This is a genomic window from Pueribacillus sp. YX66 (assembly GCF_041725775.1).
Lineage (GTDB): Bacteria > Bacillota > Bacilli > Bacillales > UBA6769 > Pueribacillus.
The window spans coordinates 1-18,230 of record NZ_JBEUEL010000001.1 but is presented as its reverse complement, the minus strand read 5'-3'; the positions used below and the strand labels follow the sequence as shown (position 1 = coordinate 18,230).

At 39.4% G+C, this 18,230-nt stretch carries 20 protein-coding genes; 3 read left to right on the top strand and 17 right to left on the bottom strand.

The window, feature by feature from the left end:
* Positions 1-146: 146 nt before the first annotated feature.
* The 13 genes from csrA to ABU914_RS00040 form a co-directional block, all read right to left on the bottom strand.
* Entirely contained in the window at positions 147-380 is a 234-nt protein-coding gene (gene csrA / locus ABU914_RS00100) for a carbon storage regulator CsrA (RefSeq protein WP_379667719.1), read from the bottom strand.
* Positions 352-822 carry a flagellar assembly protein FliW gene (gene fliW / locus ABU914_RS00095; RefSeq protein ID WP_379667884.1) on the bottom strand — a complete coding sequence of 157 codons (471 nt, stop codon included), beginning with the start codon at positions 820-822 and terminating at the stop codon, positions 352-354. Before fliW ends, csrA begins: the two co-directional genes overlap by 29 nt.
* Before the next feature lie 72 nt (positions 823-894).
* Entirely contained in the window at positions 895-1,458 is a 564-nt protein-coding gene (locus ABU914_RS00090; protein ID WP_379667718.1) for a DUF6470 family protein, read from the bottom strand.
* A gap of 17 nt (positions 1,459-1,475) precedes the next feature.
* Positions 1,476-2,360, bottom strand: coding sequence for a flagellar hook-associated protein FlgL (gene flgL / locus ABU914_RS00085; RefSeq protein WP_379667717.1), 885 nt, complete (start codon positions 2,358-2,360; stop codon positions 1,476-1,478).
* A 138-nt stretch (positions 2,361-2,498) separates the two neighbouring features.
* Positions 2,499-3,938: a flagellar hook-associated protein FlgK gene (gene flgK / locus ABU914_RS00080; protein WP_379667716.1), complete on the bottom strand. Its 1,440-nt coding sequence runs from the start codon at positions 3,936-3,938 to the stop codon at positions 2,499-2,501.
* Positions 3,939-3,960: 22 nt separating this feature from the next.
* A complete protein-coding gene (locus ABU914_RS00075; protein ID WP_379667715.1) occupies positions 3,961-4,443 on the bottom strand; it encodes a flagellar protein FlgN in 483 nt (160 codons plus the stop codon).
* Between the two features lie 16 nt (positions 4,444-4,459).
* Positions 4,460-4,720, bottom strand: a complete 261-nt coding sequence (flgM, locus tag ABU914_RS00070; RefSeq protein WP_379667714.1) for a flagellar biosynthesis anti-sigma factor FlgM — start codon at positions 4,718-4,720, stop codon at positions 4,460-4,462.
* Between the two features lie 14 nt (positions 4,721-4,734).
* Positions 4,735-5,136: a TIGR03826 family flagellar region protein gene (locus ABU914_RS00065; protein WP_379667713.1), complete on the bottom strand. Its 402-nt coding sequence runs from the start codon at positions 5,134-5,136 to the stop codon at positions 4,735-4,737.
* Positions 5,137-5,358: 222 nt separating this feature from the next.
* Positions 5,359-6,006, bottom strand: a complete 648-nt coding sequence (locus ABU914_RS00060; RefSeq protein ID WP_379667712.1) for a ComF family protein — start codon at positions 6,004-6,006, stop codon at positions 5,359-5,361.
* A 70-nt stretch (positions 6,007-6,076) separates the two neighbouring features.
* Positions 6,077-7,570, bottom strand: a complete 1,494-nt coding sequence (locus tag ABU914_RS00055; protein WP_379667711.1) for an ATP-dependent helicase ComFA — start codon at positions 7,568-7,570, stop codon at positions 6,077-6,079.
* Positions 7,571-7,601: 31 nt separating this feature from the next.
* Positions 7,602-8,453, bottom strand: coding sequence for a DegV family protein (locus tag ABU914_RS00050; RefSeq protein ID WP_379667710.1), 852 nt, complete (start codon positions 8,451-8,453; stop codon positions 7,602-7,604).
* Between the two features lie 305 nt (positions 8,454-8,758).
* On the bottom strand, positions 8,759-9,463 hold the full coding sequence (locus ABU914_RS00045; RefSeq protein WP_379667709.1) for a response regulator: 705 nt from the start codon (positions 9,461-9,463) through the stop codon (positions 8,759-8,761).
* On the bottom strand, positions 9,447-10,613 hold the full coding sequence (locus ABU914_RS00040; protein WP_379667708.1) for a sensor histidine kinase: 1,167 nt from the start codon (positions 10,611-10,613) through the stop codon (positions 9,447-9,449). Before ABU914_RS00040 ends, ABU914_RS00045 begins: the two co-directional genes overlap by 17 nt.
* A 180-nt stretch (positions 10,614-10,793) precedes the next feature.
* On the opposite strand from ABU914_RS00040, the gene ABU914_RS00035 reads away from it, so the two are divergent.
* Positions 10,794-11,426 carry a YigZ family protein gene (locus ABU914_RS00035; RefSeq protein ID WP_379667707.1) on the top strand — a complete coding sequence of 211 codons (633 nt, stop codon included), beginning with the start codon at positions 10,794-10,796 and terminating at the stop codon, positions 11,424-11,426.
* A gap of 143 nt (positions 11,427-11,569) precedes the next feature.
* Positions 11,570-12,658, top strand: coding sequence for a glycosyltransferase family 4 protein (locus ABU914_RS00030; protein WP_379667706.1), 1,089 nt, complete (start codon positions 11,570-11,572; stop codon positions 12,656-12,658).
* An 87-nt stretch (positions 12,659-12,745) separates the two neighbouring features.
* Here ABU914_RS00030 and ABU914_RS00025 read toward each other — a convergent pair whose 3' ends face one another.
* Positions 12,746-13,759, bottom strand: a complete 1,014-nt coding sequence (locus tag ABU914_RS00025) for an LCP family glycopolymer transferase (RefSeq protein WP_379667705.1) — start codon at positions 13,757-13,759, stop codon at positions 12,746-12,748.
* A 91-nt stretch (positions 13,760-13,850) separates the two neighbouring features.
* A complete protein-coding gene (gene wecB, locus ABU914_RS00020; protein ID WP_379667704.1) occupies positions 13,851-14,996 on the bottom strand; it encodes a non-hydrolyzing UDP-N-acetylglucosamine 2-epimerase in 1,146 nt (381 codons plus the stop codon).
* A 162-nt stretch (positions 14,997-15,158) separates the two neighbouring features.
* Here wecB and ABU914_RS00015 point away from each other — a divergent pair, with 162 nt between their 5' ends.
* On the top strand, positions 15,159-15,947 hold the full coding sequence (locus tag ABU914_RS00015) for an SGNH/GDSL hydrolase family protein (RefSeq protein ID WP_379667703.1): 789 nt from the start codon (positions 15,159-15,161) through the stop codon (positions 15,945-15,947).
* A gap of 253 nt (positions 15,948-16,200) precedes the next feature.
* On the opposite strand, the gene ABU914_RS00010 is transcribed toward ABU914_RS00015, so the two are convergent.
* Together ABU914_RS00010 and ABU914_RS00005 are read right to left on the bottom strand one after the other, a co-directional pair.
* A complete protein-coding gene (locus ABU914_RS00010; RefSeq protein ID WP_379667702.1) occupies positions 16,201-17,262 on the bottom strand; it encodes a hypothetical protein in 1,062 nt (353 codons plus the stop codon).
* A 139-nt stretch (positions 17,263-17,401) separates the two neighbouring features.
* Positions 17,402-17,743 carry a VanZ family protein gene (locus ABU914_RS00005; protein ID WP_379667701.1) on the bottom strand — a complete coding sequence of 114 codons (342 nt, stop codon included), beginning with the start codon at positions 17,741-17,743 and terminating at the stop codon, positions 17,402-17,404.
* Positions 17,744-18,230 lie beyond the last annotated feature (487 nt).

Here is an 18,230-nt window from a genome sequence, read left to right as displayed (position 1 = left end):
CCGTCTATTGTTCAATACGAAATACAATATCGTTAAATCGAGCTTCGATATGGTCCATTTTTTACTAGGATTTCACCTTGTGATTCTAACATCGCTACTAATAATGACTTAATTTCATCCATTTCCGTACCTCCTCTTCTAGCCATTTACTCAGATTTTTGTGAGAACTGTTTGAATGCATTCACGTCAAACGTCGGTGTGTTTGCAGCTTGTTCGTTCGCTTGCTGTATCGACATGTACACTTCTTTACGATGTATATCAATATGCTTCGGTGCGTGTATTCCTATTTTCACTTGATCTCCATGAATCGAAAGAACTGTAATTTCTATCTCTTCACCTATTTGAATCGATTCATTTTGTTTTCGAGTCAACACTAACATGCTCGGCTTCCTCCGTCGTTTTTGACATTAGCGAATGTTTCGTCGTATAACGCTCATCAGCTAATATGACTTGTTTCCCTAATTTCTTATTTACATTTAAAACGATAGGGGCTTGTAAATTTGCTGTCGTATTCGCAAACGGATCAGCCACTGTTAAAATGACAAAAACCGACACTTCTTTCTCTGACTTAATATTTAATTGGTTTACAACGGCATCATCAAGTTGAAAATCATACGTTTGAAAAAATGTAAACGGGTCGGTTACGAAAAACGCTAGCATCGGAGTTTTGACTGATTGCATAATATAAAAAGGCGTTTCTTCTACAAAAGGCAGAAAAACAAATGATGTTTCATTCGAAAAACCAGGTATCCCTTTTTCAAATGTAAACACATCCGCTGCATGTATCGTAATTTCTCCTTTGTATTTTGTTTCAATCGTAATCATCAAATTCCACCTTTATAAAATTTTTATGATTAAATGACAAAAAAGCAACAGCTTCCGTGTTGCTTATCATTATGCTTTCGAGTTTACAAAAGAAATCGATAACGTATGATGTTGTGCAACGTAAACATTCACTTTCCCTGGTGTATAACGGTGAATCGGTTGATTTGGTGTTGCATGAATAACCGGTTTATTCACCGTAGCACGTATGCGAGCTTCACCAGGTTCATAGTGAATCTTAACACTGAAAGGAGATGGGATCCATCCGACGTTAAACTCAAATTCTGGGAGTTTACTATTTTCGATTGCTTGCTCTACAATCGGGTCGCCGCCATTCTCAATTCGCATGAGTTCATCACCTTGTTCAGAGATACGTCCCATCCCTTCTAGCCAGCTATCATATCCGAGCTGAGCAAATTCTTCCGTTCGCTTAAAAATTGATTTTATATCCATGTCTTCCCAAGCTTCAGTTTGGTCAATCGTTAACTTCCCTGAAATCTGTTCAATTTCCAAATTAGCTGACGGCTGTTCAATTGACAATTCGGCAGGCGGTTGTTCAATTTCTTGAATAGGCTTATCCTGCTTAATCCCAATTCTTGCAAACTGAGATTCCATACGAATTTGAGGAATATTCATACGATTCACCTACCATTCTATCTTAAGAAATCAATTAAACTCGGCTGAATGACGCGAGCACCGACAGCAAGCGCAGCCCGATGAATCGTCTCTTGCATTTTCAAGTCCGTAATAACTCGTTCCATATCTGCACCTTCATTTTCTTTCAAAATTGTATGGGCGATGACTTCTTGCTTGCTAAGCCGATCTTCAACGAGTTCAATACGGTTGTAACGAGCACCTAATTCCGCACGTTCCGCTAGCATTCCGTCGATGTGGCCTTGGAATCTTTCAATAAATGAATCGATGTTAGGCGGGTTATCTTTAAGGGCTTCTTCCAAATCTTGAAACGATTTAAATATTTCTGCACCAAATGTACTTTCCGGATCAATACTAGCAGCGACAGGAACCTCTTTTGACACTTCAATCATGAATGCTTCATAAGTACCTGTATTTATCGTGACAGTACCATCTGTATTCAGCGTTACTGGCTTCGTATTCACATCCGTTCCATTAAAGATATACTTCCCGGCGACTTGTGTATTGGCAACGTCAACGAGAGCTTCTTTTAGCTGGCTAATTTCCGCTTTAATTTTTTGCAAATCTTCGTGATCATGTGTTCCGAGGTTTGACGCTTTAACGACAAGCTCACGTGTCCGTTGGAAAATCGCATTTGCTTGTTCCATTCCCGCTTCTGAGTTTTCCATCCATTTATACATTTCGGTTAAATAGCGACGATATTGCTCAACTTCTGTCAAGTTGGTGCGGTAAGCCATTCCTTTCAACGCGACGACTGGATCGTCGGACGGACGGCTAATTTTACGCTGTGTGTATAGTTGTTCTTGCAGTTTGCTCAAACGAACGTTACTATTATTTAAATTTCGCAATAAATTTGCCGTTAACATCCCTTGTGTAACGCGCATCTTTCTTCAACTCCCTTTCCATCGTTATCGAGACAACGAGCTTTATACATTCACCATAATTAACATGCTAGCTAACGAAATGACACGTCTTGTGGCAACGGCCTGCATGGTCCTCAACTTGTGAGACTAGTAAATCCATTATCTCCCGACGATTCCCATGCCGTTAATAATTCGATCGAGCATTTCGTCAATTGAGGTTACAACCCGAGCTGATGCATTATACGCTTGCTGGAATCGCACGAGGTTAATCATTTCTTCATCAAGTGAAACTCCACTAACTGATTCTCTCCGCACATCAACTGATGTTTTAAGTGCAATCGTATTATCTTTCATACGATTCGCTTCTTGTGCATCGACACCCATTTGACCAATTAGTTCTTGATAAAAACCTTGGATTGTTTTGCCATTCAATTTACTGTTTGGATCTTCTACAATACTATTTTTCACTTCCGCTAACAAAAGTGCATTTTCGCCATTGCCTGGGTATTGTTCATCTGAACCTGAAGCAGCGATATGATCCAATGATTCTAAAATTTTCTCATCGAGCATAATCTGACGAGCAGCGCCTTCGATTTCATCATCTTCAAATTCAACAAAAAAATTAATACCCGTCTTGTTTGGCTCTTCACCAAGTGTATATCCTTGACGGTGAACTGCATTGAATTGCGTAACAAACGCATACGCCATTTCATCCAAATTCTCAAGCATATCTGTATACTCTTCATGCATTTCTAGTAAGGCACTAAGCTTACCTTTTTGACCTTCAACCTTTATCGAGTTGTCAATTTCACTGTATGTCAGACTACGACCATCAACAAGTTGGTGACCTGTACCGACTATTGTAACGGAAGCGACACCTTCTGCGAGTGGAAATTTTTCATCATCGTACTTTTTATAATCGACACGAATATCAACAATTTCGGATAGTCTGTCAAGCAAACGATCGCGTTCATCATATAAATCATTTGGTAAATATCCATGTGGTTCGATGCCTGCAATCTGTTTATTTATATTGTCTAATTGTTGTGCTATTGAATTCACTTCTTTTACCGTTACGTCGATGTCATACTCAATATTCCCTTGGATTGTAAGCAAAGATTGGCTTAAATAGTTGAACGTGTCTGCAACAGCAATACCTCGCTCTCTAACTACTGAACGGGCCCCTGAATCACTTGGATCTGCGGCTAAATCATGCAACGATTGCCAAAAGCGATCAAGAGTAGCCGAAAGTCCATCCTGACCTGGTTCATTTAAAATTTCTTCCATTCGTGCTAACGCTTCGGAGCGAGCATTCCAATACCCAAATTTCGTATTTTCTTGACGATATTGTAGATCAAGAAATGATTCACGAACACGTTGAATCGAACCTGCTTTTACACCCGTCCCCATTTGTCCAGGTAATTCTGGTCGGTTCATGCCAACTGGAGGATAAGGTTCTGTTGGTTCAAAATTTACCCGTTGCCTCGTATAACCAGGTGTATTGGCGTTTGCTATATTATTTCCAGTCGTTTCTAATGCATATTGCTGAGTCGATAATCCTCTACGTGCTGTTTCTAATCCCATAAATGTTGATCGCATCGTAATTCCCCCTTCTTTCGCTTTACGCTTTCGAATCAAAAATCGATTGCCTACTTGTCTCTTCATTTTTATGATTCGGCCGTTGATACGTAACGTTGGCTGACGATTCAGGTGAAAGTATCGCAAGTTGAGCATTCACAAAATAAAGCGATTGTTTTGTTAATTGTTCATTTAAATCATTTCGTTCCTTCAGTTCAACAACGGTTTCCATTAACTTCTCATGCAATTGCTCAAACAATTCCTTCTCTTTACCTGTTAAATAATGAGAAAGTGCTGACATCGTCATCTCTTCATTTTTAATTTCATGTTTTCGCATAAAATCAACTACTGCGGTTTGACGCTTTCGTTCGGCTTCCTCTAAAAGGTAAACCTCAACCTCTTCCGCTTTTAAAAGTTTTTCAAGCCTTTGCACTTCATTCTGCTTAAGCAATTCTGTTTTTTCTTTCGCCAATTGATTGAGTCGTTGTTGTATCTTCAACAGTTGAGCAAGCGTCTGTATCATCATTTATTAGCCATCCCTGCTATTTATTTTTCCAATAATCGAGTAGTTTTTCAGCTGTCTTTTTATAATTGATTTCATATTTCCCTGACTCAATTAACTTTTTCAATTCATGAACTTTCTTATCACGTTCTGTCCATTCAGTTCCGTTTAACAATTGTTTCGCTTCTGTTGAAATCTCAAGCTGATCTCGTTCTTTTTTCTTTTCTTGTTTACCCATGTCCTCTTTTGCAACTTTTTTATATGGATTTGTACCCATCGAATGAATCGGATTAATTTTCATTACATTCACCTCATTTACTCATCATCTTCTAGCAAGAAATATGTTTTTTGCCTTTTCGCTTTTCGCTCTGCTTCTCTTTCAGCAACTTCTAAGTCAGCTTCAATCTTGCTTACACAGTTTTTGCAAAGCTTACCAGACGTGATCGGAGCTCCACAAGAATCACACGGATACGTCAAATTCGTAAATTTCGCTGTCCGTAAACGTCCTTCTTTCACAAAACGAATAATCGTTTTTTCAGGTACTCCAGTCGCTTCATGAACTTCTTGTAACGTAGCAGATCGATTTTCTTTTATCCGTAAAAACGCATATACTTTATCGAACATTTTTTCTTCTTCTAAATAGCATGTATGACATATGTTGCGTATCGTCTTCACAAAAACTTTGTCACAATTTGCACAATGTGCTAGTTCAGCCATGACTGCCTGCCTCCAGTCCATAAATGAAATATAATAATGGCTGTTCAACAATAAACTTAACCCAATTGCTACTGTAGGGTATGTTTCAGTAAACACTTCGTTTATTTATACTATCCGATTGATAGCATGTTTACGTTTGTCTTTATCTATTATATCTATCGTCAACTATTAGCGATAGTTTAGGAAAAAAGACAAAATTGCTTTTTTTATTTACAAAAAAACTTAAATTGCTCGCGCTAACGTTAAAGAACTCACACGTGTCGCCCCATGTTCATACAGTAAGCATGCAGCATTGCGGACGGTCGTACCTGTCGTATAGACATCATCAATAAGCATAATTTCTTTCCCCGTTACTTTTTCTGCTTTTATGTCAAACACATTTTTTATTGAACGAACACGTTCTATGCGTGATTTTTTACTTTGTTTTTCAAGATGATGCGGGCGAGTTAACAAATCTTTTACATCATCTGTCAACAAATGTGCAAGAATGAGCGACTGATTAAAACCTCGTTCATATAAGCGTTCCTCACTCAATGGAATCGGCACGATTAGCTGGTCTTTAAACTGTTTTCGCCATAATGCTCTCCATTTTACTTTCACCGATTCAACTAATACTACATCCCCTCTAAATTTAAACTTTGCAATAAACTGCTTCATCGGTTCGTTATAAACGAACAGTGAACGATTTTCAAAAAAGTATCCGTCCCACTCATCCCGCTTTTCCCAACGAATGCAATCGACACAATGCCCCCCTTCGACATACTCGGGTAACGTAAGTTCGAGCATTCGTCCACACACTCGACATATTTCCCCGGAAATAATCGTCAATGAATGACGACATTTCTCGCAAAGCATTTCTTGTTCTTTCATGCCGAAGATTGTGCTCCACGAAACCGTCTCTCGAAAAAGCTGTTCGCACCACAAACAACAAAGCATGTTCTCACCTCACAGACTCATTCATTTCTAAAATGTGCTGACGTGCTGCAACCATTGCTTTTGTTTTACCGTAATGAAAAAAACAAACATCTCCATTCGGGAAATCTGCACTCCGACCAACTCTTCCCGCAATTTGCACGAGAGCACTTTCAGTAAAAATGTCATGTTCTGAGCCGAGTACGGCTACGTTAAGTCTCGGAATGGTCACACCTCGTTCTAAAATTGTCGTCGTCACTAGTGCTTTCATCTCTCCGCGACGGAATTTTTCGACTTTTTCTTTCCGATCTGTATCTTCTGCATAGACCGATTCCACACCGAGAATGACCTTCACTTGTTCAGCTACTATAACAGAAGGTACAAATAATAAAAAAGGCTGTTTATGTTCCATTCGTTTTCGACACCATTTGAAAACGACGTTTGGAAGCTTACATTTGCGCACCAATTTCTTATTCCAATTTCCGCACCATACAAAATGCGGAACTGGAAGTGGATGACGATGATAGCGGATTGGGATTTTTATCGCACTTAAAGACCCCGCTTCTACTTGTCGTTTTAGTTCTTCATCGGGTGTCGCAGTTAATAATATCGTCGCTGCAACTTTTTTCTTCGCCCTTTCAACCGCAAAGGCAAGCATTGGATCATAAGAATATGGAAATGCATCAACTTCATCAACAATCACCACGTCAAATGCATGACGATACCGGAGCAACTGATGTGTCGTTGAAATAAATAATTGACATTCCACTACTTCGCGCGCTGCTCCGCCGTAAAGAGCTGTCATACGAACCGTCGGAAAAACAGAACGTAATCGTGGTTCAAGTTCTAACACGACATCAACTCGTGGAGTTGCAATACAAACGCACAACCCTTTTTCAAAAGCATACGCTAACCCTTCGAACAAAAGCTCAGTTTTCCCTGCTCCACAAACCGCCCAAACGAGTTGACGTCCTCGTTTGACAATCGTATCGATGACAACTTGTGACGCTTTCGCCTGTTCAGGGGACAACTCTCCCTCCCAATTCATAAGAGTGCGATTCTCTGTCCAAATGGGTGCTTGTTCATCATGACGCCAATAGACGAGTGGTAAACATTCACTCACTCGGCCCATTATGATGCATTTTCTACAATACGTACAATCTTCACCACAGCGTGCACAAATAAACGATGAGAACAAACGCTGTTCTTCATTTCCACAACGTTGACAGATGTAGCCATCGCTCAGTTTTACAATTGATTTCATATAACCGAGATAGCCGCGAACATAGTGAGTATGAATAAATTCAATTGAAAATGGAAGTTCATTTAAGAGAAGAAGTTTTCCTTGTAAAGTTCGTTGAAGAGAAGTTGAATATCGAAAGTGTTCATCACGAGGAGGCGCATCGAAATCAGGCAATTTCGCTATCGATGTAAATGGGGATAAAGAAGGACGTTGAATTTTTGGAAGTGACTCGGGATGGAGATATCGCCGTCCGTCACTAGAAAAGGTAGCGAACCTCATATAGCTACCTTCCCTAGCTCATTTGAGACGATTACGGTTTGTACCACGTAAGACCGATGGCTCCTTCACCTAAATGAGTCCCGATCACTGGACCGAAGTAGCTAATATCGACCGTAACGTTGTCGTACTTTTTTTCAAGTTCTTGTTTGATTTCTGTAGCATCGTCCGGACGATTGCCATGGATGACAGTTGCATTCACTTTTTCCCCATCTTGTACATCGTTATGAAACAGTTCACGCAAGCGGGCAAGCGCCCTTTTGCGTGTACGGATTTTTTCAAACGGGACAATTCTCCCATCTTTAAATTCCAAAACTGGTTTAATTTGTAAGAGGCCTCCGAAAAACGCTTGAGCACCACTAAGTCGTCCGCCCAAGCGCAAATTCGTTAAATCATCAACCACGAAAAAGGCTTCCATGCCCTTTTGCTTGATTTCGTCAAGACGAGTGACAATCGCTTTCCCATCTTTTCCGTCAATAGCCATTTCTGCTGCTTCTAAAACAAAAAAAGCTTGTGCTGAACAGCTAATCTCTGAGTCGAACACGTATACATTTACGTTCTCTACCATCGTTGCCGCAGTTTGCGCAGCTTGAAATGTACCACTAATTCCACTTGATAACGTCACAACGATAATATCCGTATACTGACTCTCACGAAGCTCTTCATACAATTGAACGAACTCACCTACAGCAGGTTGTGATGTTTTCGGGAGTTCTTCTGCACCACGCATTTTTTCATAAAATTGTTCAGCAGTTAGTTCTATTTCTTCTAGAAATGATTCCTCGCCAAAAATAACATTGAGCGGAATCATTACGATATTTTTTTCTTTTCGTATCGCATCATCAATATATGATGTACTATCTGTAATTACGGCCGTTTTTGCCATTGATCCCACTTCCCTCTTGCTTTAGTAGAGGTTGTTCAAAAAGTTCGAAGGCACCTAGAATGACTGTCAGTTCGACGCTTTCACATGTCAAGCACCCATGAATGCTTTCGGCATAACGCGTGCTAGAAACATAATAAGTCCTCGCTAATTCTGTATTGCCGCAGGAGTTAAACAATGCTTCATCAAATATACTGTGCTTAGAGTATGACCTAGAACAAATCTTCTCCGAATAAACATGAGGTGTCTCGAACCAAAATTAGTCGACCTCGCCCCTCGTTGTCTTCCTTTTTGAACACACTAGTAATCTATCTAACTTTGACCCAACCTTTTTTAATCGCTTCGACGACTGCTTGCGTCCGGTCATTCGCATTCATTTTTTGTAAAATATTCGAAACATGGTTTTTCACTGTTTTTTCACTTATGTACAACGTTTCACCGATACCGCGGTTACTCTTTCCATCTGCTAATAATTGCAAGACTTCACATTCGCGGCGTGTTAAAATATGCAACGGCTTACGGTACTCGATTTCTTTAAAACCGATTTCCATTCCTTCAGGACCTTGAGTCGCCAATCTGCGATATTCATTTACGAGATTGTGAGTTACTTTCGGATGCAAGTAGGCACCGCCATCTGCAACTACTTTCACCGCTTCAATTAAAGCATCCGCATCCATCTCTTTAAGCAAATACCCAGCTGCACCAGTTTTTACAGCATGAGTCACATACGCTTCGTCATCATGAATCGATAAAATAATCACTTTCGTTCCTGGGAATCGATCGACTAAGCGCCGTGTTGCTTCAACCCCATTCACTTGTGGCATATTAATGTCGAGCAAAACGACATCTGGACGGTACCGATCGACGAGTTCAACCGCCTCAATTCCATCTTCTCCCTCCGCTACAACGTGGAAGTTTTTCTCCATATCTAAGATCCGTTTAACACCTTCGCGAAACAATGGGTGATCGTCAATTAAAATAATTTTTATCGTTCGTTCAATAGTAAATTTCATTTTGTACCTCCTTAACTTCAACAGGTATTTGAATTAAGATTAACGTCCCTCGTTCTGGCGATGAGTTAATAATAAATTTACCACCTAATAAATCAACCCTTTCACTCATACCAATAAGACCGAATGAATTCTCTCTCTTTTCATCGACATTAAAACCTTTTCCATCGTCTTTAACCGAAAGCGTAATCGCTTCTTCTTGAAATTCAACCTTCACCTCGATTTCTGTTGCTTCTGCGTGTTTACAAGCATTTTGAACAGATTCTTGGATGAGACGGAAAACTGCAATTTCAAGTTTTGATGACAATCTTCGTTCAACACCTAGCGTTTTAAAAACAATCGGAACTCCAAAATTATCTTTTGCTGTATTTAAATACTTCATCAGTGTCGGAATTAATCCAAGATCATCTAACGCCATCGGTCTTAAATCATAAATGATACTGCGAACTTCCCGTAACGATTCACGTACGAGCTCACGCAACTGGCGAAATTCTTGAATGACTGCTTCCGGATCATCGGAACTGAACTTTTTCTCAATAATTTCGGCCCGAAGCAACATGTTCGCGAGCATTTGTGCTGGACCATCGTGAATTTCTCGAGAAAGTCGACGTCGCTCTTCTTCCTGTGCTTCAATAATTCGTAAACCGAGCGCCTGTCTTCTATTCGCATCTTCGATGAGTTCCCCCATCTTTTTTAAATCCCCATTTAAATAATTCAACACGATAGAGATTTGTCCTGTTAGATTTTCAGATTTTGTTATCGTGTCTTTTACCTGAATGAGACGACGTTCCAATTCATCACGTCTCTCACGAAGCTGAATCTCTCGCTGTTTTAGAATCGACAATTTCACTTGTAGATCATTCGCATGCTCGTATACTGTACGAATTTCTTCCTCGTTAAACTTGTTGAAGTTTTTACTCACTTGTGCAAGGCGTTTACGTGCGAGCCTCATCCGTTCTTCGAGTATGTCATTTTCATCTATAATTTCAGCCACTTCAACTTTAATCTCTTGAAGTTTCTTAACTAGTCTTTCGTACTCTTTACGTGATATCTCTCCGATTTCAATAATTTCCTGTTTACTTTCAGAAACTTTCTGAATTGTCGAATTCAGTATTTGATCAAGTGCCTTCGTAGAGATTCTTTTCGATGACATAAGATTTCCCCCATCTCACCTTACCGAACTTTTCCTCATACGGACTAGAACCTTCCTACCTATTTTAATTAACAATCTGATTGTTTTTTTGTTACAAACTGGATTTTAATAGGAAATTAGTCGCTGTTCGCATTATGATATCATTAGCTAATAGGCTGGGTTCAATTGGAGGTGATCGAATTGCTATCTACTTATTATACAATAAAAGGCTACGGAACACATGAAATTATGATACAAAAATCAAAATTTATAACCTATGTTAACCGAGCGGAAACGGAAGAAGAAGCACAAACCTTTATTCAATCCATTAAAAAAAAGCATCACGATGCCACTCACAATTGTTCAGCATATCTCATCGGAAAAAACGATGAAATTCAGAAAGCAAACGATGACGGTGAACCGAGTGGAACAGCTGGTATACCGATGCTTGAAGTTTTAAAAAAGCGGCAACTTAAAAATACAGTTGTCGTTGTTACTCGTTATTTCGGTGGCATTAAACTAGGTGCGGGCGGACTCATTCGTGCGTACGGTTCAGCAACGTCCGAAGGTATCAATGCGGTCGGCGTTGTTAAAAGGACACTGATGCAAATTATGCACGCAACGTTTGATTATACGTATATTGGAAAAATTGAAAATGAACTCCATCACTCACCATATAAAATAAAAAACACGAAATATGCCGAACAAGTCGAAATGGAGATCTACGTTGAGTCAGGAAAAAAAGAGGATTTTATCGAATGGATGACGAATATGACGAACGGAAAAGCGACATTCCGAACGGGTGACGTAGAATATTTGGAAGAACGAGCTTAAAAATAGCTCTAATTGGGGAAACCAAACGTAAGACTTGATTACATTCATGTAACTTCTTACACTTTTCCTTTCCATTTCAAAAATATCTGCTATGATATGTGTGATACGTTGCTTCTGATGCTTTCTTAAAAAGGAGTGATACATTGTCTGCCTATCACTATATAATTGCATTCCTTTTAGCATTTATTGTTACCGTTATTACGACACCAATTGTAAAAAAAATTGCTTATCAATTTAACATAGTAGATAAACCGACAGGACGTAAAGTTCATGAAGGCGACATGCCACGACTTGGAGGGCTAGCAATCGTATTTGGCGTTGTCGCGGGGTTTCTTTATTTAACTCCCGAATCTCCGTATATGACAAGAATCGTACTCGGTGCACTCATCATTATTATCGTTGGTATTATTGATGACAAAATGACTTTATCAGCGAAAACGAAATTTATTGGACAGATTATTGCTGCACTTGTCGTCATATCATCTGGATTGCATATTGAATACGTGACGATCCCACTGTACGGAAAGTTTGAATTTGGTATTTTTAGTTACGTGATTACTGTTTTATGGATTGTCGGAATTACGAATGCCATCAACTTAATTGATGGACTTGATGGACTGGCAGCGGGCGTTTCATCGATCGGGCTCGCAACAATTCTCATCATGTCCGTTTTGGACAACCAAATGCTTGTCGTTGCACTATCTGTCATTTTACTCGGACCAACGATCGGATTTCTCTTTTTTAACTTTTATCCTGCGAAAATTTTCATGGGAGATACAGGTGCCTTATTTTTAGGTTTTTCGATTTCAATTATTTCCATACTTGGTTTATTTAAAAGTGTAACTTTATTTAGTTTAGTCATTCCGATCGTCATTCTCGCGGTACCGATTTTCGACACATTTTTTGCGATTATACGCCGGATGATAAACGGGCAAAAAATTACACGTCCTGATAATAAGCATTTACACCATCGTCTCATTTCAATGGGATTTAGCCACAGAGCAACGGTCTTTATCATTTATGGTGTCAGTACATTCTTTGGAATTTCAGCGATTATTTTTACCGCATCAACACTTTGGGGATCGCTACTTATCATTATTTTAGTATTGCTTACGTTGCAACTCACACATGAAATCGTCGGTCAAATCGATAAAAATCGTCAACCACTCATTACTTTTTTAAAAAAAATAACGGAAACAAAGCCAACAAAGCCTGTCATAAAACGAGAATAGGAAAAAGCGGAACATCAAATATAGGATGTGTTCCGCTTTTTTACTTAGACAAGCTGACGTACAAGCACTTGTCATTAGACTAGTCAGTTAATCAAGATTTAAGTGAACCCGCAAACGAATCTGTAACGAATCGACACTCATTTCATTCGGGATAAAATAATACACACCATTTTCATAATGATCCGAGCCGTCAATCGTTAAATTATCGATCGTCGACGTATCAATCGTTGCATATTTTTTTTGCAATGCCAAAATTTCCATCGGCTTTAAATTTGTTTGAATGTTATCACCTATATGATCTGCAATTTTATCCACTTTAAACAGCGTCGTCATCGTTAACGCCTGATCAATCGATGCTTTTAGCACCTGTTTTTGACGATCATTTCTTCCGAAATCACCACGAGGATCTTGTTTTCGCATGCGTGCATACGCCAACGCTTCTTCTCCAGTTAAATGCATTGGTCCTTTTTTAAAATAAGCTTTCTCCCCTTTTTTCGTCGTATTTTCAGAAAAATCAAACGGAACGTCGACCGTTATTCCACCTATTTCATCGACAATATCGATAAAGCCCTCAAAGTTAATTTTTATAAAATAATCAATCGGCACATTGAGAAATTTTTCAACCGTTTCAATCGCCATTTCTGTTCCTCCGAACGCGTGCGCATGGTTGATTTTATCTTCCCGATCTTTTCCAACAATTTCTATTCGCGTATCACGAGGGATACTAATCATTTTCATTGACTTTGTATACGGATTAAGAGTCACGAGCATGATCGTATCCGTCCGTCCATTTTGTCCCTCAGTCGCATACTCTTCTACACCTAAAATTAAAATCGAAACGGGATCATCTGCTATTTTTACAGTGTTCTCACGGAGTTCGGACTTCTCTCCACGTTCAAGTGCATAATACAATGATTGCGATGCATCATACGCTTCATATAAAACATAACCGCCGTAAACTAAAATAATTACAAACAACAGGACGACAAACCTAAACAATCTTTGCAAGCCAGTTTTTCTCTTTTTCCGCCGCCTTTTACGCGGTGGTAACGGTGGCTCTGGCGTCATCCGAATATGCCCTCTTCTAATCCCTTTTTGCATCAATTCACCACTTTCTATATAAACACGTCGCACCATTCGTTAATTACGAATTAGTATACGACAAAAAAGTTTCAGAAAAGCTGCCAAAATCTCACATCACTTGAAACGGATCAGGTCGCTCACTTCGTTTTCCAAAATCATACAAAATCGCCTCAACAATTCGTTTCGATGCATACCCATCACCGTATGGATTCGATGCTTTTGCCATCTTCTCATACATTTGTTTATCCGACAACAGCTCGTACGCAAGCGCATAAATTGTCTCTTCATCAGTACCTGCAAGCTTCAGCGTTCCTGCTTTAATTCCTTCCGGCCGCTCCGTCGTATCACGCAGGACAAGAACAGGGACACCTAACGATGGTGCTTCTTCTTGAACCCCGCCAGAATCTGTTAAAATCAAATGTGCTCTCGCAGCAAAATTGTGAAAATCGAGCACACCGAGCGGTTCAATTAAATGGATGCGCGGATCATCACCTAAAATATCATTCGCGAGCTCACGGACAGCTGGGTTTAGATGAACGGGATAAATAACTTGAACATCATCATGTTCGTGAACAATCCGTTTAATCGCCCGAAACATATGCTTCATCGGTTCACCTAAATTTTCTCGGCGATGAGCTGTCACTAACAGCAAGCGGTCATCTCCTAGCTTTTCCAATGCCTCATGTGCATAGTCTTCACGCACAGTTGTTTTTAACGCATCAATCGCTGTATTGCCCGTTATGTAGATCGCATTTTCTTGTTTATTTTCTTTGCGTAAATGCGTTGCTGCCTGAGTCGTCGGAGCAAAATGCAAATCAGCAATCACACCTGTTAGCTGTCGATTCATCTCTTCAGGAAACGGAGAATATTTATTCCACGTACGCAATCCTGCCTCAACATGACCCACTTTCGTCTGTGAATAAAACGCTGCCAAGCTCGCTACAAACGTCGTCGATGTATCCCCGTGAACGAGTACGAGATCAGGCTTTACCTTTTGAATGATATCATGTAGACCTGTCAGCGCATTCGTCGTTATGTCCACGAGCGTCTGTCGCGATTTCATCATATTTAAATCAAAATTGGGGGTAATTTTAAAGAGATCAAGCACTTGATCAAGCATCTCGCGATGCTGCGCAGTTACTGTCACAATTGTTTCGATCTCGGAACTTTTTTTTAATTCATGAACGAGCGGTGCCATTTTAATCGCTTCCGGTCTCGTCCCGAAGACTGTCATCACTTTCAGACGGTTCGACATATTGAACTCTCCTTTGACATTTATACCTATACAATCTTACACTGAAAACGAAATTTCAACAAAGACATTTTTACAACAATTGCGTAAAATGATTGTTACAGATATGATAAAGAAAACTTATCGTTCTTAAGAACCATTCTTTTCGTAAGGGGTTGAAATTTAATGAAAAATATAATGACTGCACTCATATTCACTCTTTGCATTCTTTCGATCGTTGTAGGAAAGATCCATTGGAATCAAAAAATTAATGCCGCAAGTAACACGGCGAATGAAAAACAAGCAGTTGTAGTCGAAAAGAAACAACAAACCGAAGCAGAAAAGTTCTCAACACTGACTCGCCATTTGCCTGAAAACTTGTCCGAAAAAATTACAAATGCAAAAGATGAAAATCATCCGTTAAAAATCGTAGCCGTCGGTTCAAGTGCAACAGCAGAAGGAAGCGGCACATGGACAAGCATATTGCAAAAAAGACTTGATAAAGCGTACGGTAAAGGATTATTTCAAATAAGTGTAGAAAGCTATGGTGATGACCTTTCAATCAATGTCGTTCAGCAAGAAAAATATACATCTGTCATTGAACAGAAACCAGACATTGTTCTATTCGAGCCTTTTCTATTAAATGATAACGGAAAAGTCGCCATTTCCAATACTCTTGATAGTGTCGAAATCATTACAGATCGTCTGAAGGAAGCATCTGAACAAATCGTCATCATACTTCAGCCTCCAAATCCAATACATAATGCCGTTCACTACCCTGGTCAAGTACAAGCACTTAAAGAATTCGCAAAAGAACAACAGTTAATTTACTTAAATCATTGGTCGAATTGGCCGGACTATGAAAGCGATGAAATTCTTGATTATATTGATGAAAACAGCTTACCAACGACACAAGGACACCAAGTGTGGGCAGATTACATCGCAAACTACTTTACAGGTGAGGAACTGGAATAGTCCAATGTTTTCGACCACTGAGTTAAACCAATCGAGTTCCAAGAGATGCGGAAATGACAGCCGTTTCCACATGATGTAACATTCATAACGAGACAACTGGACAATGCACATAATTCATAACATTGTAAGGTACGGGCAGTTGACACGTTATATTGCCGACACGAAAAAAAGCGACAACGTGCACCTTTTAACACGTTGTCGCTTCTTTATGTACTTTCACTTGCAAATTGTACTTGTGAGATTACCCCGGCTTTTACATCGTTTCAATCATATCATGCAATTCTTTTAGCTCTGGTTTAAGTACTTGCTCGAACTCTCGATATGTTGCAGACAAACGATGTGGTGATACCCCATATTCTTTGACAAGCTCGAGGTGTAAATCTACATCTTCACCAAACGCCACTTTTTCAACAATATAGTGGAGGGTTGCAACGTACAGCATCGAATTTTTAATATTTGGATTACGCTTTTGGCAAAATGAATACCAGAGCACAATGCCTAAATCAATAAACGACTTAAGCATACCAGCATCTTCCATTGCACGCTGAAATTGTTCCGCCACGTTCTTTTGCGATTCTGATTCCCATTTCATCTCATCATGCGAATAAACGGCATCTTCAAATAAAAACAAATGAAGGACTTCAGGAAAATAATGCTCGATAAAAAGCTCAAAGTCATCTTCTCCATAATCGTTCATCAAACGCAATAACCCTCTGACCAACTCATCTTCATCTTTCGGCTGATTGTCTAAAAACGTTGTAAAAAACGTATATTCATCTCCAATCGGTATAAGAACCCCTAATAGCAAATATCCTTCAGCAATTAATGGATCATCTTCAAAAATATTAACACGGATTTCATCTCCACCGAAAAGAGGTCGCACTGTAAACCGACTTCCGCTAACCATATGCTCAATTCGGTAAATATTCAATTTTGCCTCTTTCCAGCGAGGCAATGAATGCTTTAACAACGGTCGTTTCACAACATGGGTGAACGTATCAACAAACATATCTACAACCGATTCACCTCCGAGAACCGGACGCGAAAAAACAAACCAATTTGCAACAAAAAGCGTTACAACTTCAAGAACATCAGTATCTTCAGGTACATCGATTGTCATTAACGCTTCTTCCATACATTGTGAAAATGGAAATTCGAACTCATTCATCGTATAAGCAATCAAATGTTGTTCTAGCTTCTCTATATCTTTTTGTACGAAATGATACATTGAAACGACATTGTTACGACTACAACATTCGTTATCTATTTTTCCGCTCCCACATGAACACAGTTCACTCCGACCGATTTTCCCCATATTACCCCTACTTTCTAAATCATTTCGTAATCCGATGTCCACTCACTCTGTTTATTAAGTTTTCCCAATTCTACTTCATGCGTCATGACTTAACCCACATTCACAAGCATAGCTTGTAACACTAAAACTCCACCTATCTCTACTTTCTTAACGTGAAGTTCTCGCGGATGATGACTACATAAAAAAGTGAAATTCCAACGATTGCACCAACGCTATCAATAAGAACATCCCGAACTTGACCCGCTCGACCAGCAATAAACAACTGATGCACTTCATCCGTGATCGCATACAACACACATAGAGCCAAAGCACACCAAATACTCCGCCAGCCGTGTAATCCACTTTTTATGAAAGCATGTAAAGCAAGCATGCCAAGCACGAAGTAAGCAAAAAAATGCGCCGCTTTCCTTACATAAAAATTGAACAGATCGGGTGTCACCATAGCATTCGGAATAAGCGTGTTTACGAGACGTGCAAACATTTCTGTTAAGCCAAGATTTAAATGGTTCGATGCAGTAGCTGGCTGGTGCGATAAAATAAAAAATGATCGTCATCCACCCAAACACCACAATCCAAGAAAACACTCTACCCAATTAATTTCGATTCCTTTATTCTAGATCCTTCTACAACATTCACCAATATACTATATCGTTCTTAAGAACTATCGAAAATAAAAACGCTCATTCTAGAAAAAGTTGAGAGGTTTGTTTGAAGTGAAATAAAAAAATATAATCGAAGTCTCAATGCATTGTCATTCAAAACATGACATTCGAGTAAAATAAGGTGAACAAAAGAGGATCTACTAAGCAAAGACAAAGCAAACTTTATGATTGACTCAATTTTTGAAAAAATGAACTCGATTTTGGTACCGTCAAGAATTTTGTGTAAGTCGATAGGGCTCTCACTTGAACTGTCAATATAATGGTGCTTAAGCAACCTTAACAACTATACAAAAAATGTCAGAAGGT

Coding starts and splice junctions, on each gene's coding strand:
- flgK (WP_379667716.1), bottom strand. CDS start 3,938: ATGCGATCAACATTTATGGGATTAGAAACAGCACGTAGAGGATTATCG.
- ABU914_RS00015 (WP_379667703.1), top strand. CDS start 15,159: ATGAAAAATATAATGACTGCACTCATATTCACTCTTTGCATTCTTTCG.
- ABU914_RS00090 (WP_379667718.1), bottom strand. CDS start 1,458: ATGAATATTCCTCAAATTCGTATGGAATCTCAGTTTGCAAGAATTGGG.
- csrA (WP_379667719.1), bottom strand. CDS start 380: ATGTTAGTGTTGACTCGAAAACAAAATGAATCGATTCAAATAGGTGAA.
- ABU914_RS00005 (WP_379667701.1), bottom strand. CDS start 17,743: ATGTTTGCACGTCTCGTAAACACGCTTATTCCGAATGCTATGGTGACA.
- flgM (WP_379667714.1), bottom strand. CDS start 4,720: ATGAAAATTAATCCGATTCATTCGATGGGTACAAATCCATATAAAAAA.
- wecB (WP_379667704.1), bottom strand. CDS start 14,996: ATGTCGAACCGTCTGAAAGTGATGACAGTCTTCGGGACGAGACCGGAA.
- ABU914_RS00025 (WP_379667705.1), bottom strand. CDS start 13,759: ATGCAAAAAGGGATTAGAAGAGGGCATATTCGGATGACGCCAGAGCCA.
- flgL (WP_379667717.1), bottom strand. CDS start 2,360: ATGCGCGTTACACAAGGGATGTTAACGGCAAATTTATTGCGAAATTTA.
- ABU914_RS00045 (WP_379667709.1), bottom strand. CDS start 9,463: ATGAAATTTACTATTGAACGAACGATAAAAATTATTTTAATTGACGAT.
- ABU914_RS00055 (WP_379667711.1), bottom strand. CDS start 7,570: ATGAGGTTCGCTACCTTTTCTAGTGACGGACGGCGATATCTCCATCCC.
- ABU914_RS00050 (WP_379667710.1), bottom strand. CDS start 8,453: ATGGCAAAAACGGCCGTAATTACAGATAGTACATCATATATTGATGAT.
- ABU914_RS00010 (WP_379667702.1), bottom strand. CDS start 17,262: ATGGGGAAAATCGGTCGGAGTGAACTGTGTTCATGTGGGAGCGGAAAA.
- ABU914_RS00065 (WP_379667713.1), bottom strand. CDS start 5,136: ATGGCTGAACTAGCACATTGTGCAAATTGTGACAAAGTTTTTGTGAAG.
- ABU914_RS00040 (WP_379667708.1), bottom strand. CDS start 10,613: ATGTCATCGAAAAGAATCTCTACGAAGGCACTTGATCAAATACTGAAT.
- ABU914_RS00075 (WP_379667715.1), bottom strand. CDS start 4,443: ATGATGATACAGACGCTTGCTCAACTGTTGAAGATACAACAACGACTC.
- ABU914_RS00060 (WP_379667712.1), bottom strand. CDS start 6,006: ATGAAAGAACAAGAAATGCTTTGCGAGAAATGTCGTCATTCATTGACG.